The organism is Streptomyces sp. NPDC045968 (assembly GCF_056430475.1).
In genome coordinates this window covers 348,161-364,815 of the sequence record NZ_JBWKLF010000001.1, presented here as the reverse complement: position 1 = coordinate 364,815, position 16,655 = coordinate 348,161, and the positions used below count along the sequence as shown (strand labels likewise).

Genomic DNA, 16,655 nt, shown 5'->3' with positions numbered 1-16,655 from the left:
GACGGGTGACAGAGATTCCGCGCGACACGCTTCAGGAGCCGACCTTCTACGAGCAGGTCGGCGGCGAGGAGACCTTCCGGCGCCTGGTGCACCGCTTCTACCAGGGTGTCGCCGAGGACCCGCTGCTGCGTCCGATGTACCCGGAGGAGGACCTCGGTCCCGCCGAGGAACGGTTCACCCTGTTCCTCATGCAGTACTGGGGCGGCCCCCGGACGTACAGCGACGACCGCGGACATCCGCGGCTGCGGATGCGGCACGCCCCCTTCCGCGTCGACCGTGCCGCGCACGACGCGTGGCTCGGCCACATGCGGGTCGCCCTCGACGAGCTCGGGCTGTCCGCCGAACACGAGCGGCAGCTGTGGGACTACCTCACCTACGCCGCCGCTTCGATGGTGAACACCGAGGGCTGACCTCCGGAATGCGGTACTCCGCGGCCGGATAACGGTCACGATCGCGTCAAGGTGTACCCGTAAGCGGTTTCCATATCCCCGTGCTCTCTGAAAGCATCCCTGCAAGCGTCGGGGGGCGTGCGTACACAGGGGTCTTGGGGGATCAGGTGACGGGGTTCGTCTTTCTGCGGGTGAGGGCCCACCGGCTCCTCCTCGCCGCCGCCGTACTGGCGGTGCTGCTGACCACGTCCGTACTGGCCGCGCTCACCGCGTTCTCCGGCTCCATCGGCGATGCCGCGCTGCGGCATTCGCTCACCCACCGGTCGGCCGCCTCCGCCTCGCTCGTCATATCCGCCCAGGTGGACCGGGAGCAGCGCGAGGAGGCCGACGCGACGGCGCGCGCGGCGGCCCGTGACGCGTTCGCCGGGCTGCCCGTGAGCGTGCGGAAGCTGGAGCACTCCGGGCCGTACGCCCTGCCGCGCGGCCTCCAGGACCCGGCGGCCCGGCGCGGCGACCCCGATCTGACCCAGTTCGCCTCGCTGGACCCCAGCCGGGTCCGGCTCACCGCCGGGCACATGCCCGACCCTGGGAGCGGGAAGACCGGCAAGCCCGTGCAGGTCGCTCTGCCCGGTACCGCCGCGGAGATCCTGAAGGTGAAGCCGGGCGCCCGGCTCCGCCTCGGCGACCGGCTGGGCGGCAAGCCGCTGGACGTCCTGATCACCGGTCTGTACGAGGCCGTCGACCAGGCCGATCCGTACTGGCAGCTGGACCCGCTCGCCGGACGCGGCGTCCGCAAGGTCGTCTTCACGACGTACGGTCCCCTGCTCACCGATCCCGCCGTGCTCGGCTCCGGCCGGATCAGCTCGGGCGAGACGTCGTGGCTGGCCGGCGCGGACTTCCGTACGGTCACCACCGGCCGGATGGACGCCCTGCACCGGGCGTCGAGCAGCGCGCCGAAGGCCCTGCTCGCCACCGAGGTGTTCAAGGGCGGCGCCTCCGTGCGTACTTCGCTGCCCACGGTGCTCACCCAGATCGAGAAGGCGTTGCTGGTCTCCCGCTCGACGCTGATGATCGTCGCCGTTCAGCTGGTGCTGCTCGCCGCCTACGCGCTGCTGCTGGTGGCCCGGCTGCTGAGCAGCGAGCGCGGCGGGGAGACCGAGCTGCTGCGGGCGCGTGGCGGCTCGCAGGGACGGATCGTCTCGTTCGCCGCGATCGAGGCGCTGCTCCTCGCGGTGCCCGCGGCCGTCGTCGCGCCGCTGCTGGCCGGTCCTCTGACCCGGTTGCTCGCCGAACGCAGTGAACTCTCCCGGATCGGCGTGCGGCTGGGCGACACCGCATCCGGCACGGTGTGGCTGGTCGCCGCCGGTGTCGCGCTGGCCTGTGCGCTCGCGGTGGTGGCGCCCGCGCTGTCCTCGGGCGGCAAGGGGCGAGGCCGGGCGGCCGCGCTCCCCGCGCCCGTGCGGGCGGGCGCCGATGTGGGGCTGCTGCTGATCGCCGCGGTGGCGTACTGGCAGCTCGACCGGCAGACCGGGGCCTCCGGCAGCGGCGCGCTGAGCGGGGACCAGGAGGGCGAACTCGGTATCGATCCGCTGCTCGTCGCCGCCCCCGCGCTCGCCCTGCTCGCGGGCACGGTCCTGACGCTGCGGCTGCTGCCGCCCGCGGCCAGGCTCGCCGAGCGCCGCGCCGCGAGCGGCAGGGGGCTGCCCACGGCGCTGGCCGGCTGGCAGTTCAGCCGTCGGCCGCTGCGCGGCGCGGGCCCGGTGCTGCTGCTGGTCCTGTCCGTGGCGATGGGCATGCTGGCGATCGGTCAGAGCGCGTCCTGGGACCGTTCGCAGGCTGACCAGGCGGACTTCAGGTCCGGGGCCTCCGTGCGGATGGCGGGCGTGCTGAACACCGATCCGGCGAAGGCGGACGCGTACAGCACACTGGCCGGGGTGCGGTCGGCGGCGCCCGCGTACCGCACGAGCACGGAGCTCTCGGGCGAACGCACGGCCCAGATCCTCGCTCTGGACACCGCGCACGCCGACGAGCACCTGATGCTGCGTAACGATCTGGCCGACGAGTCCTCGGCGAAGCTCCTGCGTTCGCTGGCTCCGCGGCGGGCCGACCGGCCGGGACTGGTGCTGCCGAAGGGCGGGACCCGGCTGATGTTCGACCTGCGGATCACCGGAACGACCGCCGGCCGGGGCGCGTCACCGTCCGGCCGTGCGCCGCAGGTCAGCGTCCGGCTGGAGGACCGTTTCGGTCTGCCGTTCCGTGCCCTCGTCGGCCCGGTGCCGGCGGACGGCAGGCCGCACACGGTGTCCGTCCCGGTCTCCGCCTCGGCCCAACTGGCCCTGACCGGCTTCGAGCTGGACGACAAGCCGCCCATCGGCAGCGCCGAACGGCATCAGCTGTCGGTGACCGCCCTGCGGACCGTGGCCGCCGACGGCGGCGAGCAGCCGGTGTCCGTACCGGACGGCTTCCGGTGGGAGGCGGCCCTGACGGTCAGCGCCCCCGGCCAGGAGCAGCCGGCCCGCCGGCTGCGGCCGACGGCACCCGCCGGGACCGCGCTGTCCCTCACGTACGGGACCGGCTTCATGAGCACGGAGGCCGCGAGGTGGCTTCCGCCGACGAACAGCGTCCGGATCACCGCGGTCCGGCCGGCTCCCCCGGCGCTGAAGGCCGTGGCGACGGACGCGTTCCTGAAGGCGTCGGGCGCCAGGAAGGGCCAGAGCGTCGATGTGCCGCTGGCGGGTGAGCAGGTGCGGGTGAAGATCGTGAAGGTGGTCAGGCAACTGCCCACGACGGGGCCCGCCTCCGATGCGTCGGGCACGACCGGGGACGGCGGGGCGCTGCTGCTCGACCTCAAGGCCCTCACCCAGGTGTTCGCCCGCGACTCGGCCACGCTCCTCACCCCCACCGAGTGGTGGCTGAGCACCGGACCCGGCGACGCGCGGAAGGTCGCCGCCCAGCTGCGCGCGCTGCCCGACACCGACCCGGCACAGGTCCATGTACGTGACGAGGTGGCCGAGGACCTGACCGGCGATCCGCTGGGCGCCGGTCCGCAGTCCGCGCTGCTGGCCGTCGCCGTGGTGGCCGCCGCGCTGGCCGCGGTCGGCTTCGCGGTGAGCGCCGTCGGCTCCCAGCGTGAACGGTCCGCCGAGTTCGCCGTACTGCGGGCACTCGGCGCTCCGCGCCGGCAGCTGGCCCGCATGATCGCCGCCGAACAGGGCGTGCTGATCGCCATCGGGCTGCTGGCCGGGCTCGCACTGGGCGCGGTCCTGACCCGGGCCGTGGTCCCGCTCATCGTGCTGACCGGGCAGGCCGCCCAGCCCGTACCCGCCGTGCTGGTGCAGTTGCCCGGCTGGCAGGTCGCCGGGCTGCTGGCCGGCGTGGCCGCACTTCCGCTGCTGATCGTCGCGGCGATCGCGCTGCGCCGGGCCGACCCGGCGGTATCGCTGCGCCACCAGGGGGACAACTGACATGAGCGCCGAAAAGAACCCCGCCTCCGGCCGCGCCCCCCGTGGCACGGCCGCGTGCGCCCCCTGGGTCCGTACCCGGCTGCGTACCGCTCCCGGCGCCGCCGCCGCGCTCGCCGCGCTCGTGCTGCTGACCGCGTTCCTCGCCGCCGCGTTCCCGCGCTCCGTGGACGCCTACGAGACGAAGGGACTGCGTCATGACGTCGGCTCCCTGAGTCCGGAACGCAGTCTGCTCGAAGTGACCACGCCGCCCGACGGCTCGTCCGTCGAGGAGCGGGCCGGTGCGGCCCGCAAGGACGTGCTGTCGGGAATCCACCGTGATCTCATGGGCGCGCTGCCCGGTCCCGTACGCCCCGACGCGCCGCGCTCCTCGTACGGTGTGCACACCACCAACCCGCTCACCGCGACCGAGCCCTATCTGCCGCGCCCCAACGCCCGGCACCCGCAGTTCACCTACGTCGCCCCTTCGGCCCTGCCCGAGCACAGCACGCTGAAGTCCGGGCGCTGGCCGGCGGTCCGGGGGACGGTGACCTCCGCGACGCGGCAGGTGGAGGCGGTCGTCCCGGCCGAGACCGCGGCGGCGCTGAAGTTCGAGGTCGGTTCGACGGTCGCCGTGCCCACGCACGACGGGAGGCCCCTGACCGTACGCATCAGCGGCATCATCACGCCCCGCCATCCCGGGGACGCCTACTGGTCCGCCGAGCCTCTGATGCGCGCCCCGTCCCTGGTCGCGGACCCCGGCGAGCCCATACCCACCTTCTACTGGGTGGCCGCTCTCCTGCTGTCGCCGGACGCCGGGCCCGCGCTGCTCTCGACGACGGGGGAGCCGGAGCTGTTCTGGCACCTCGCGCCGGACGCCTCGCAGCTGACCTCGACCGACGCCACCCCGCTCCTGGACGCCGTCGCGTCGCTGGAGAGCGGCCCGGAACTGCTGAGGCTGCGGGACATCGCGGGCCCCACCGCGACACTGTCCACCGATCTGGACGAGATCCTCGTCGCTCATGAGGCGATGCGTTCCGCGATCAGCCCCGTCGTCGCGGTCGCCGCGGTCGGGATCGGCGCGGTCGCCGGGGTCGTCCTGTTGATGACGGGCGGGCTGACCGCCCGTCGGCGGCACAGCGAACTGTCCCTGCTGCGCTCGCGCGGCGCCTCCCTCGCCGGCATCGGGAGGAGGCTGCTCGCCGAGACGGCCGTGACCGTGCTGCCTGCGGCGGCGCTCGGCCTGCTGCTCGCCGTGCTGCTGGTCGGGGAGGCCCGGCTGTGGCCGGCGGTGGCGGGCGCCGGTGCGGTCGCCGTGCTGGTCTGTGTGGCGCTTCCGCTCCGTACGACGCTCCAGCACCGCAGGCCCCAGCTGCACGGCGCCCGCGACGACATGATGAACGCCCGGCCCTCGCGGCGGCGCACCGTCGCGGAGCTCACCGTGCTGGTCCTGGCGACCGGCGCGGTCACCGCGCTGCGCCGCCGGGGCACGGCCTCGGCGGGCGGCACCGACCTGCTGGTCAGCGCCGCACCCGTCCTCGTCGGTCTGATCGCGGCGCTCGTCCTCGTACGGCTCTACCCGCTGCCGCTGCGCCTGGCGTCCCGGCCCGTGGCACGGATGCGGGGCGCGATCGGTTTCCTGTCGCTGGCCCGCGCCGGGCGCTCGTCGGCGAGCGGCACGCTGCCGTTGCTCGCGCTGCTGGTGGCGCTGACCACGGCGGCGTTCGGCGGTTCGGTGCTCGCGGGTGTCGCGGACGCCCGGGACGCCGCCGCGCTGGCGGCCGTCGGCGCTGACGCCCGGATCAGCGCGCAGGGTGACGCGAGGCCGGTGACGGACCGTTTCGCCAAGGAGGTGCGGGCGGCCGGCGGTGTACGCGACGTGGCTCCGGTACAGATCGACTACAGCGTCGTGCTGCCGCCCGGCGAGGGCGGTTCCGAGGGCAACAAGGGGGCGACGCTGGTCGGCGTCGACCCCGGCTCGTACGACCGGCTGGCCCGCGCCACCGGAGCCCGGTCGTTCTCCCCCGGGCTGCTGAAGGCCACCGGCCCCTCGGCCCCCCTCCCCGAGGGCGCGCCGTACGCGCAGGACCGGGTACTGCCCGCGATCGCCTCACCGTCCGTCGCCGAGCGCCTCGGTGACGGGCCGCAGGCCATCGAGACACTGGCCGGTGACTTCAAGGTCCGGGTCGTGGCGGTCCGCGAGAGCACTCCCGCGGTGACCGGTTCCTCGTTCCTGATCGTCAACTCCGCCTCCCTCACCCAGCGGCAGACCAGCGCGCTGCTGGTCACCGGCGGCGCGCTGGACACGAAGGCGCTGAAGGCCGCGGCCCACGAGGCGGGCAAGGACTTCGTCGTACGCCTGCGGTCCGAGGAGCGCGAGTCGTTCGTCGACACGCCTGCGCAGTCCGGCGCCGAACGGATCTACGGGACGGGGATCGTGGCCGGGGCGGGATACGCGCTGCTCGCCGTCCTGCTGTCGCTGCTCCAGACCGCGCCCGAACGCACCACCCTGCTGGCGAGGCTGCGCACCATGGGGCTGACCACCCGGCAGGGCAGGCGGCTGCTCGTCTTCGAGGCGATGCCGCAGGCACTGCTGGCCGCCGTCGGCGGTCTGCTCGTCGGCTGGGCGACCATCGCCCTGCTGGCACCGGGCGTCGACCTGGTCTCGCTGGCACTGTCCGGCGCGCGCGGCGCCGATGTACCGCACACCGCTTCACTGCGGGCCGACCTCTGGTCACTGGCACTTCCGGCGATCGGCGTGGTCCTCCTCGCCGCCGCCGTCGCCGCTGTCCAGGCGTGGTGGGCGAGCCGTCGTGGATCGATCACCGAACTCAGGGCAGGAGACACCCGATGACGTCGACGACCGAGACTACGCTGGCGGAGCTCGAACAGCGCGCCGCCGCGCACCGCGACCGGCCCTCGTACGGCCACGACGCGCTGATCGCCTGCGACCGGCTGGTGCGCGTCTTCACCACGGACGGGGTGGAGGTGCAGGCCCTCCAGGGCCTCGATCTGCTCGTCACCGAGGGCGAGTTGATGGCTCTGGTCGGGGCGTCGGGCAGCGGCAAGTCGACGCTGATGAACATCCTGGCGGGACTCGACGTGCCCACGGCCGGATCGGCGAAGGTCGCGGGCTGCGATCTGCTGTCCATGGGCAAGAAGGAACGGCTGCGCTACCGCCGTGACGTGGTCGGTTTCGTCTGGCAGCAGACGGCCCGCAACCTGCTGCCGTACCTCACCGCCGTCCAGAACATCACGCTGCCGATGCAGCTGCGCGGCGGCGTCCGGCGCGGCGAACAGGCCGCCCGCGCCGAGTCGTTGCTCCGGATGCTGGAGGTGGCGGACTGCCGCGACCGGCGTCCGCAGCAGATGTCCGGCGGACAGCAGCAGCGGGTGGCGATCGCGGTGGCGCTGGCCAACTCTCCCTCGGTGCTGCTCGCCGACGAGCCGACCGGCGAGCTGGACTCGGCCACCGGGGACCAGGTGTTCGGCGCGTTCCGCCGTGCCAACGAGGAGCTGGGCACCTCGATCGTGATCGTGACGCACGACCAGGCGGTCGCGAGCGAGGTGCGCCGTACCGTCGCCATCCGCGACGGCCGTACGTCCTCCGAGGTGCTGCGGCGCACGGAGGTCGACGCGGCGACGGGCCAGGAGTCGCAGGTGGCCCGCGAGTACGCGATGCTCGACCGCGCCGGCCGGCTCCAGCTCCCCGCCGACTACACCGAGGCGCTGGGCATGGAGCACCGGGTGCTGCTGGAGCTGGAGCAGGACCACATCGGCGTGTGGCCGGACGGGCGCGAGCAATAGGCCCGGAGGCCGCCCCCGACGGGGCATGGCCTCATCGTTCTGGGGCGGCAAGGCCACGGTCCGCCGGACAGGCCCTAGTGCGCGCCGCCGACCGTCACCGCGAGAGCGCCGAGTCCGCCGCCGGGGCCGCGGACGATGACCGAGCCGAAGGGTGTGCGCAGCCGGAGCCACGGTCCCGAGGCCAGCAGGGTGACCGGGAAGTCCGGGGCGGCGCGCAGGAAGCCCAGGGACTGGGCGGCGTGGACGGCGCGCAGCGGAAGCGGTGTGGTGCCGACCGTGCGCGACCAGATCTCGCGGCCGATCAGGTCGCGTGCGGCCCTGGTACGGCGGTCCTCGGGCAGCGCTTCGTCGCGGGTCCGGAATTCCGCGACGGCGGCGGTGAGCTGGGCGCGCAGGGCCATCGGGTCCGGAAGTCCGGGCTGTTCGCGCCAGCCGCCGCGGGGCGGGAGCACGCCCGTCCACGGCGGTCCCGTGACGGGCGCGGGCAGGGCGCCCGAGCCGGTCGACTCCTCCAGTGATTCGAGGAGTTCACCGGCGGACACGGTCACGTCGAAGTCGTGCGTGCCGGCCAGCCGCGCCGTCCGGATCGCGAGGACCTCGAACGACGGCGGCCGGCCGAAGACGGCCAGTGCGCCGCCGCCGGCCTGCAACCGGACGGCCGCGGCCCGGTCGTAGTGGAGCAGCCGGCCGAGGAAGGCGGCGAGATCCGCCGCCTCCCTCGGGTCGGCGAACAGCAGCGACTGCACGGGCACCGTCATACGGCGGCGGGCTCCTCGGCCAGGAACTCCTGGAGGAAGAGCTTCTCCTCGGCGGAGATCCGCCGGGGCCGCTCCTCGGCCAGGTTGTACGGGACGACGACGGTCGACGCCCGTACGTACACCTGCTCCGGGTCCTTGATCTCGTACGCGATCGTGAGCGAAGCGGCGCCTATCTTCGTGACCCACGACTCGACGGTCACCGGAGCGTGCCGGTGGACCAGCGGCCGTACGTAGTCGATCTCGTGCCGGGCCACGACGGACCCGCCCGAGAAGGACGGCGAGCCGTCCCCCGGCGCCAGCCGGAACATGAAGTCGATGCGCGCCTCCTCCAGGTAGCGGAGGAAGACCACGTTGTTCACGTGGCCGAAGGCATCCATGTCCGACCAGCGCAGCGGGCAGCTGTAGATATGACGAGCCACGACGATCAGCCTCGCGTGAGCTTCTTGTACGTGGCGCGGTGCGGGCGGGCGGCGTCCGCGCCGAGGCGCTCGACCTTGTTCTTCTCGTACGACTCGAAGTTGCCCTCGAACCAGTACCACCTGGACTCGCCCTCGTACGCCAGGATGTGCGTGGCGACCCGGTCCAGGAACCAGCGGTCGTGGGAGATGACCACGGCCGCACCGGGGAACTCGAGGAGTGCGTTCTCGAGCGAGGACAGGGTCTCGACGTCGAGGTCGTTGGTGGGCTCGTCGAGGAGCAGCAGGTTGCCGCCCTCCTTGAGCGTCAGCGCCAGGTTGAGGCGGTTGCGCTCACCACCGGAGAGGACACCGGCCGGCTTCTGCTGGTCCGGGCCCTTGAAGCCGAACGCGGAGACGTACGCCCGCGACGGCATCTCGACCTGGCCGACGTTGATGTAGTCCAGCTCGTCCGACACGACGGCCCAGAGGGTCTTCTTCGGGTCGATGTTGGCGCGGGACTGGTCGACGTAGGAGATCTTGACCGTGTCGCCGACCTTGATGGCGCCGGAGTCCGGCGTCTCCAGGCCCTGGATCATCTTGAACAGCGTGGTCTTGCCCGCGCCGTTCGGACCGATGATGCCCACGATGCCGTTGCGCGGCAGCGTGAACGACAGGTCGTCGATGAGGACCTTGTCGCCGAAGGCCTTCGAGAGGTTCTCGACCTCGACGACGATGGAACCGAGCCGCGGGCCCGGCGGGATCTGGATCTCCTCGAAGTCCAGCTTCCGCATCTTGTCCGCCTCGGCCGCCATCTCCTCGTAACGAGCGAGACGTGCCTTGGACTTGGTCTGCCGGCCCTTGGCGTTGGAGCGGACCCACTCCAGCTCTTCCTTGAGCCGCTTCTGGCGCTTCTCGTCCTTGCGGCCCTCGACCTTGAGGCGGGCCTGCTTCTTCTCCAGGTACGTGGAGTAGTTGCCCTCGTAGGCGATGGCGCGGCCGCGGTCGAGCTCGAGGATCCACTCGGCGACGTTGTTCAGGAAGTACCGGTCGTGGGTGACGGCGATGACGCAGCCCGCGTACTTCGAGAGGTGCTGCTCCAGCCAGTTCACCGACTCGGCGTCGAGGTGGTTGGTGGGCTCGTCGAGGAGGAGCAGGTCCGGGGCCTCGATCAGCAGCTTGCAGAGCGCCACACGGCGCTTCTCGCCGCCGGAGAGGTTGGTGACGGGCCAGTCGCCGGGCGGGCAGCCCAGGGCGTCCATGGCCTGCTCCAGCTGGGCGTCCAGGTCCCACGCGTTGGCGTGGTCCAGGTCCTCCTGGAGCTTGCCCATCTCGTCCATGAGCGCGTCGGAGTAGTCGGTCGCCATGAGCTCGGCGACCTCGTTGAAGCGCTTGAGCTTGCCCATGATCTCGGCGGCGCCGTCCTGGACGTTCTCCAGAACGGTCTTCGACTCGTCGAGCTTCGGCTCCTGCATGAGGATGCCGACGCTGAAGCCGGGCGTGATGTACGCCTCGCCGTTGGACGGCTGCTCCAGGCCCGCCATGATCTTCAGTACCGTGGACTTACCGGCACCGTTGGGCCCCACGACACCGATCTTTGCGCCGGGCAGGAAGTTCAGGGTGACGTCATCGAGAATCACCTTGTCGCCGTGCGCCTTGCGCGTCTTGCGCATGGTGTAGATGAACTCAGCCAAGAGAAACCGTCCGGCAGCAATAGAGGTGTGGGCAGATACACCCATCTTGCCTGAAGCCTGCCACCGGACGGAAACCCGTCCGCTCCCCGGTACCCCCCGCGACGCCTTCCGCCCGCCCCCGAGGACGCCTCGGGCCCGGTACGCGGCTGCGTACCGGGCCCGGTCGGCGCACGCTCAGGACGCTCCGGTGGTCACTCGCTCACTCGGTGTCGCCGTTCGGCTTCTTCCGGCGCAGGAGGATGACCGAGGCGCCGCCGATGACGACGAGGGCGATGGCGACGCCCGCGATGATCGGGGTGGCACTGGAGCCGCCGGTCTCCGCGAGGTCGCCCTCCGGGCCCGTGGAGCTGGTGCCCGTGGAGGCGGGGACGGGCTGCCTGGCGCTCTGGGTGCCGATCCCGCCCTGGTCACCGGAGGCGGCGTCGGAGGCGGTGACGCAGTCCAGGACACCCGCGAAGTTCCTCTGGAGGCCGCCGGGCCCGGTGATCGTGAAGTCGTACGCCTGGTCCTCGGCGACCGGGATCGTCACGGTCCTGGTGGCTCCGGCGGCGATCGTGTGCTCGAACCCCGCCAGCTCGAAGGTGAACGGCGCGTCGCCCGTGTTGCTCGCGGTGACGTCCACGCCGTCCTTGGCGCAGTTCTTCTTCGCGGTGAGGGCCGGAACCGCCCCCGCCTCGGCCCAGGTGGCGGTGGCCCCGGCGGAGACCGTGGACTCGCTGGACCCGGCGAGGATCTGCGTCTGGCTCCTGGTGGCCCCGGCGAAGACCCGGCCGACCGGTACGGAGGTGGTCGCCTGGACGGTCAGCGCGGCCGATCCGTCGGGGGCGTCCTTCGGTATCCGGAAGTAGAGCCGCGCGCCGTCGGCGGCCGAGGTGACGGGCTTGCCGTCCTTGTCGGTGATCCGGACGCCGCTGGCCGCGTCGGCGGGCGGCGTCAGGGAGACCTGGTCCGCGTTGGTGCGGACCGTCACGGGGCCGAGCTGCTCCCCTGCCTTGCCGGAGACGGCGGCGGGCTCCAGAGTGAGGGACGCCCTGGGTTCGGCGGAGGCGGAGGCGTGCTTCGCCAGCCAGTCGGCGAGCTTCTCGGCCTGCGGGTCGGCGGCGTCGACGTCGACGTCGTCCGAGTAGCGCCAGATGGCCACCTGCGTTCCGGCGGCCGCGGTCTGCTCGGTGAGCGGCCCGGTGCCGGCCCGGCGGGCCAGGGCCGCGAGGTCGTCGATCCGGGGGTAGGAGTGCTGGAGTATCCAGCGGATCTTCCCGGCGTTCTTGTTGGCCCCGAGCGAGGTCTCGTCCCAGGACGTCTCCAGATACTTCGCCTGGTCCTGGGTGGCGTTGTGGATGTCGACGCAGTACGTCTTGAGCTTGCCGCCGCCCTCGACGGTCATCTCGAAGAGCCCGGCGGGGATCACCTGCGTGGTGTTCTTCCCGCCGTCCTCGCCCGGGATGCGGAGCACCGCGCGGTCGAAGGTCTTCAGCCCGTCCAGGACAGCGGTCGCGCCGCCCTGGTGCTGGGGGCCGGTCCCGGCCGCCGCTCCGGTCGCGCCGGCGAGGGTGCCGGCCGCGACGAGACCGGCGGCCAGCACGGTGGCGGCCAGTCTGCCGAGCCCTCTGGCGCGACCCCGTACGGAACTCGTCACCGAGGCCGCCGACCGGGCGCGGGCCGGCGGAGCGGACGCACAGGACCCGGATGATCCGGAAGACGCCGAGAACGCAGAAAACACAGAATTCCCCTCCGGGCGAGGACCTCGCGCTCGACGCGCGTGTGGGGATCGCCTCGCCAGCAGCCTCAAGTGCCCCATGAATACTGAGGAATCCTAAAGACCGAGCGAAGCACAGTCCCCCGTCATACGGTCGGACAACCATTCCGACTCGGAATCGTTATCGCTGAATCCGGCACTCGCCGCCCTTTCAGGACACCGACGCCAGTTCCGTGGCCGGTTCCTGACGCTTCACCGCATCCTCGCCGCCGAATTCGACGTCCTTCGGCGAACGTGCCGTCAGTGACGGCTCCGCCCTCAGCACCCGACGGAACGCGGCGGTCCCCCGCGTCAGGTCGTGGCCCACCGCCACGGCCTCGATGTCGACGAACGTCCGGCGCTGACCTTCCCGTTCTTCCTCGCGCACCTTCAAACGGCCGTGCACGACCAGTGGTTCCCCGACGGAGACAGACCCGGACAGATTCGCCGCGAGCGTGCGCCAGGCCAACACCGTGTAGAAGCTCGTGTGCCCGTCGGCCCAGGCCTGCTTCTCGCGGTCCCAGCGGCGCGGCGTCACAGCGAAGCGGAATCGCGCCATTCCGCCGGTGGCCGTCTCCCGGAACTCCACGCCGGTCGCCGCGTTTCCCACCAGCGTCACAAAGGTGTCGTTCATTCTTCCGTCTCCCGTCCAGACTCTGCGTACCGGACCGGTGCACGCTCCGTGCACCGGTCCACCGACTTCATGCCGGACTTCATGCTGGACGGAGAACGGAAATCCCGCCGAGGCCTGTGGACTACCGGCCGGTTGTGGAAATCTCCGTCACCGCCACATACCGCTCCCGCACCTCCCGGTAGCGCGCCAGTTCCGCCGACACCGGGTCGAGGACCCTGGCCCGCCCGCACGCGGCCGCCGCGTCACGCAGCCGCCGTTCGGCCTCCTGCCCGTACCGCCGTGCCGGACCGCGTGCCGCCGCCGCGCAGGACCACTCCACGAGCGGTCCGCCGATGACTCCGGCCAGCATCACCAGGGCCGGTGTGACCAGGCCCGGTTCGAGTACGCCGATGATCTGGCCGAGCAGCCAGAGTCCGCCGAAGATCTGCAGCAGGGTCATCGAGGCCTGCACCAGCACCGCGGCGGGCCACCAGGCCGGACGCGGCGGCTTGGCGGCCCGGCCGCCCGGCGGAAATCCCACACCTCTGCCGGCCCCGGCCGACCCCTTCAGCCCCGCCGACCCGGCCTTGTCCGCCGTTCCCGTGCCGCCCGCCGGGCGGCCCCGGCCCTCCGCGCTCGCGTTCTGTGCCAGTTCGTCCAGAGCCTCGGGCAGCCCCTTGGCCCCGTTCACCGCCGCTTCACGGACGGCCTGTGCCCAGGGGCCCGGCAGCCCGGCGGACGCGTCGTCCACCACGGTCCGTACCGCTTGCTCGACCCGCTGCCGGGCGGTGATCTCCTCCTCCGGCGGGGCGAGGGCGAGTGCCTGGGCCATGCGGTCCAGGCCGCCGAGCTGCCGGGTGGACTGGTACCAGCGCCACAGCCGCAGCCAGGGTGTCCCGCAGGCCCGTCCCGCGTTCCTGCGCCACTCGCGCTCGGCCGCCTGTCCCGCGGCCGCCGCACCGACGGCCTCCGCGAGCCGGTCGGTGAACTCCTCACGGGCCAGCTCACCGAGCCCGGCCCGGCCCTCGGCGACGTACACCGGCCGGAGTTGCGCGGCCGCCGCGTCCACGTCGGCGGAGAGCCGGCGCGCCGCGGCCGTGCGTTCCTGGACGAACCGGCCGAGCATCTCGCGCAGTTCGCTCATTCCGTCGCCGGTGAGCGCGGACAGGGACATGACGGTGGCCCCTGGTTCACCGTGCTCGCCCAGGGCCATGCCGTCCTCGTCGAGCAGCCTGCGCAGATCGTCCAGGACCAGGTCGGCGGCGTCCCCGGGCAGCCGGTCGATCTGGTTGAGGACGACGAAGGTGACCTCCGCGTGCCCGGCCAGGGGCCGCAGGTAGCGTTCGTGCAGGGCCGCGTCGGCGTACTTCTCGGGATCGACGACCCAGATCACGGCATCGACCAGCGCCAGCACCCGGTCCACCTGCTCCCGGTGTCCGGGCGCCGCCGAGTCGTGGTCGGGCAGGTCGATGAGGACGAGCCCCTGGAGCGCCGCGTCGGCGTCGGAGCCGCCCTGCTGTGGCCGGCGCCGCAGCCGTCCCGGGATCGCGAGCCGGTCCAGGAGCCCCGCGGCCCCGTCGGTCCAGCTGCAGGCGATCGGTGACGCGGTCGTCGGGCGCCGCAGCCCGGTGTCGGAGATCTGGGAGCCCGCGAGGGAGTTGAACAGGGTCGACTTTCCGCTGCCGGTCGCCCCGGCGATGGCCACGACGGTGTGCCGTGAGGAGAGCCGCTGACGGGCCGCGGCCTCGTCGAGTACCCGCCCGGCCTCGGCGAGGGTTTCCCGGTCCAGCCGGGCCCGTGACAGGCCGACGAGTTCGCGCAGCGAGTCGAGGCGCTGGGTGAGCGGTCCCCCGGACGGTACGTACGCCTCCACCTGGGGCGCCGGGTCGCCGTCCGGCTCGTCATCGGCCTCGTCGGCGTCGTCGGCTTCCTCGGAAGCGGCGGCGGCGCGGCGGGCGATCAGCCCGTCGTCCCAGCGGCCGCCCCTGCTCTCGCCCTTCACCGGGCCGGGGGATTCCTTGTCCTGCCCCCGGTCGCCCTCGCGCGCGCCCCGCTCGCCGGCCCGCGCGGCCCCGGGCCCCGCTGCCGGGTCCTGGCCCCGGTCCCGGCCCTGCCCCTGCGCCTGGTTCTGGTCCTGGTCCTGGCCCTGACCTTGATCCTGGTCGGTGACGGCGGTCATGGCTGCACCCTCTCCTTCTGCAGTACGGACAGCGCGGCAATCAGCTCGGCCTGCGGTTCCGGAGCCACGTCGAGGGCGTCGAGCGGCGCGAGCCGCCGGTCGCGCTCCCCGTGCATGACCTGGTCCAGATAGGTGGTGAGCAGCACCCCGCCCTTGTCACGCAGCCGCAGCGCGCCCTGGGCGCCGATCCGCTCGGCGAGCTGCTCCCCCGCCGTGCGGGCGCGGCGCCCGCCGAGCAGGGCGGCGGCCAGCAGCGCGGCCACGGTCTCGGCGTCGGGTGCCACATTGCGCTCCAGCAGCCGTACCTCCTCCTCGGCCAGCTCTTCGAGCACCCGCCGCCACCGCCGTACGGCCATGGCGATACGGCCCTGGATGTCCTCGGCCGGCCCCCATCCGCCGGCTTCCCGGCCGGCGTCCTCGAAGCGGAACGCCCCGGCGGCGGGCTCCTTCCGCCACATCATGCGGATCTCGTCGTCGGCGGCGGCCACCGCGCACTGGAGCAGCGCCACCAGGCTCTCCACGAGCGCTTCCAGCAGCTCCCCGGCTGAACTGTCCAGGGGGTAGCCGCGCCACCGGGTCCGCGCGTCCCCGGCGAGCACCGCGCCGCTCTGGAGCCTGCGGCGGATCCGGGACGCCTCCTTCCGGTACGCCTCCTCGACGACGCCGGTCAGCCGCACCGAGGCCGCGTACTGCGCGGCAACGGCCCCGGCCAGCTCCGGCATGCGGACGTTCAGCGATTCCATGACCCCGGACGCCGTGCGCCCGACGGCCTGCTGACGGGCCGCCGGGTCCTGCGCGCGGTGGGTGAGCCAGGCCCGCAGGGGGGCCACCGCGGTGGTGGGCAGCAGACCGCTGCCGCCGCCCGCGGACTCGGGCAGTTCGGGGATGGTGAAGCGGGGGATCTCGCCCAGCCCGGCCCTGGTGAGCAGGGCGGCGTACTGGCGGGAGACCTCGGCGATCACCTGGTGCGGTACCCGGTCGAGGACGGTGACGAGCGAGGCGTCGTACTCCTTGGCCGTACGCAGCAGATACCAGGGCACCGCGTCGGCGTACCGGGATGCCGTGGTCACCATCACCCACACGTCGGCGGCGCAGATGAGTTCCGCGGCGAGCACCCGGTTCCGTACGACGAGGGAGTCGATGTCGGGCGCGTCCAGCAGTGCGAGGCCGCGCGGCAGGCTGACGGCGGTCTCCACCCGCAGCGCGGTCTCTTCGTCGTCCCCGCCCGCGGCCCCCAGGTCGTCGAGCCCGTCCGGGTCCCTGGCCTGCCCCGGCGGCAGCCAGATCCTGGTCAGCTGCGGCAGCACCCGCACCCCGGCGAACCAGTGGTGGTCGTCCGGGTGGCAGACGAGCACAGGCGTCCGCGTCGTCGGACGCAGCACACCCGCCTGACTGACCCGGCACCCCACGAGCGAGTTCACCAGCGTCGACTTGCCCGCACCGGTGGACCCGCCGATCACCGCGAGCAGCGGGGCCTCGGGATCCTTGAGCCGTGGCAGCAGGTAGTCGTCGAGCTGCGCGAGCAGCTCGGCCCTGCCCTGCCGGGCCCGTTCGGCCCCCGGAAGAGGCAATGGGAGACGCACGGCGGCGACACGGTCGCGCAGGGCGGAAAGTGCGTCGATGAGCTGAGGCCGTACGTCCATGG

At 72.9% G+C, this 16,655-nt stretch carries 11 protein-coding genes; 4 read left to right on the top strand and 7 right to left on the bottom strand.

The window, feature by feature from the left end:
* Positions 1 to 5 precede the first annotated feature (5 nt).
* The 4 genes from AC07FA_RS01515 to AC07FA_RS01500 all read left to right on the top strand — a co-directional run bounded on the left by AC07FA_RS01515 (position 6) and on the right by AC07FA_RS01500 (position 7,636).
* Positions 6 to 410: a globin gene (locus tag AC07FA_RS01515; protein ID WP_479072658.1), complete on the top strand. Its 405-nt coding sequence runs from the start codon at positions 6 to 8 to the stop codon at positions 408 to 410.
* 146 nt (positions 411 to 556) lie between these two features.
* Positions 557 to 3,853, top strand: coding sequence for an FtsX-like permease family protein (locus AC07FA_RS01510; protein ID WP_479073410.1), 3,297 nt, complete (start codon positions 557 to 559; stop codon positions 3,851 to 3,853).
* 1 nt (position 3,854) lies between these two features.
* Positions 3,855 to 6,683 (top strand): FtsX-like permease family protein, encoded by a 2,829-nt coding sequence (locus AC07FA_RS01505; RefSeq protein WP_479072657.1) that lies wholly within the window; start codon positions 3,855 to 3,857, stop codon positions 6,681 to 6,683.
* Positions 6,680 to 7,636 carry an ABC transporter ATP-binding protein gene (locus AC07FA_RS01500; protein ID WP_479072656.1) on the top strand — a complete coding sequence of 319 codons (957 nt, stop codon included), beginning with the start codon at positions 6,680 to 6,682 and terminating at the stop codon, positions 7,634 to 7,636. Before AC07FA_RS01505 ends, AC07FA_RS01500 begins: the two co-directional genes overlap by 4 nt.
* 74 nt (positions 7,637 to 7,710) lie before the next feature.
* On the opposite strand, the gene AC07FA_RS01495 is transcribed toward AC07FA_RS01500, so the two are convergent.
* The 7 genes from AC07FA_RS01495 to AC07FA_RS01465 all read right to left on the bottom strand — a co-directional run bounded on the left by AC07FA_RS01495 (position 7,711) and on the right by AC07FA_RS01465 (position 16,653).
* Complete coding sequence (locus tag AC07FA_RS01495; protein WP_479072655.1) at positions 7,711 to 8,394, bottom strand: DUF8010 domain-containing protein; 684 nt, start codon at positions 8,392 to 8,394, stop codon at positions 7,711 to 7,713.
* A complete protein-coding gene (locus AC07FA_RS01490) occupies positions 8,391 to 8,813 on the bottom strand; it encodes an acyl-CoA thioesterase (RefSeq protein ID WP_479072654.1) in 423 nt (140 codons plus the stop codon). The genes AC07FA_RS01495 and AC07FA_RS01490 overlap by 4 nt, the downstream gene beginning before the upstream one ends.
* A 5-nt stretch (positions 8,814 to 8,818) precedes the next feature.
* Complete coding sequence (ettA, locus tag AC07FA_RS01485) at positions 8,819 to 10,483, bottom strand: energy-dependent translational throttle protein EttA (protein ID WP_479072653.1); 1,665 nt, start codon at positions 10,481 to 10,483, stop codon at positions 8,819 to 8,821.
* Positions 10,484 to 10,682: 199 nt separating this feature from the next.
* Positions 10,683 to 12,203, bottom strand: coding sequence for a Cys-Gln thioester bond-forming surface protein (locus tag AC07FA_RS01480; protein WP_479072652.1), 1,521 nt, complete (start codon positions 12,201 to 12,203; stop codon positions 10,683 to 10,685).
* A 187-nt stretch (positions 12,204 to 12,390) separates the two neighbouring features.
* Positions 12,391 to 12,852, bottom strand: coding sequence for a single-stranded DNA-binding protein (locus AC07FA_RS01475; RefSeq protein ID WP_479072651.1), 462 nt, complete (start codon positions 12,850 to 12,852; stop codon positions 12,391 to 12,393).
* 121 nt (positions 12,853 to 12,973) lie between these two features.
* The gene (locus tag AC07FA_RS01470; RefSeq protein ID WP_479072650.1) at positions 12,974 to 15,010 is read right to left on the bottom strand and encodes a GTPase; all 2,037 of its coding nucleotides are present in this window, start codon (positions 15,008 to 15,010) and stop codon (positions 12,974 to 12,976) included.
* Positions 15,007 to 16,653 (bottom strand): dynamin family protein, encoded by a 1,647-nt coding sequence (locus tag AC07FA_RS01465; RefSeq protein ID WP_479072649.1) that lies wholly within the window; start codon positions 16,651 to 16,653, stop codon positions 15,007 to 15,009. The genes AC07FA_RS01470 and AC07FA_RS01465 overlap by 4 nt, the downstream gene beginning before the upstream one ends.
* Between the last annotated feature and the right edge of the window lie 2 nt (positions 16,654 to 16,655).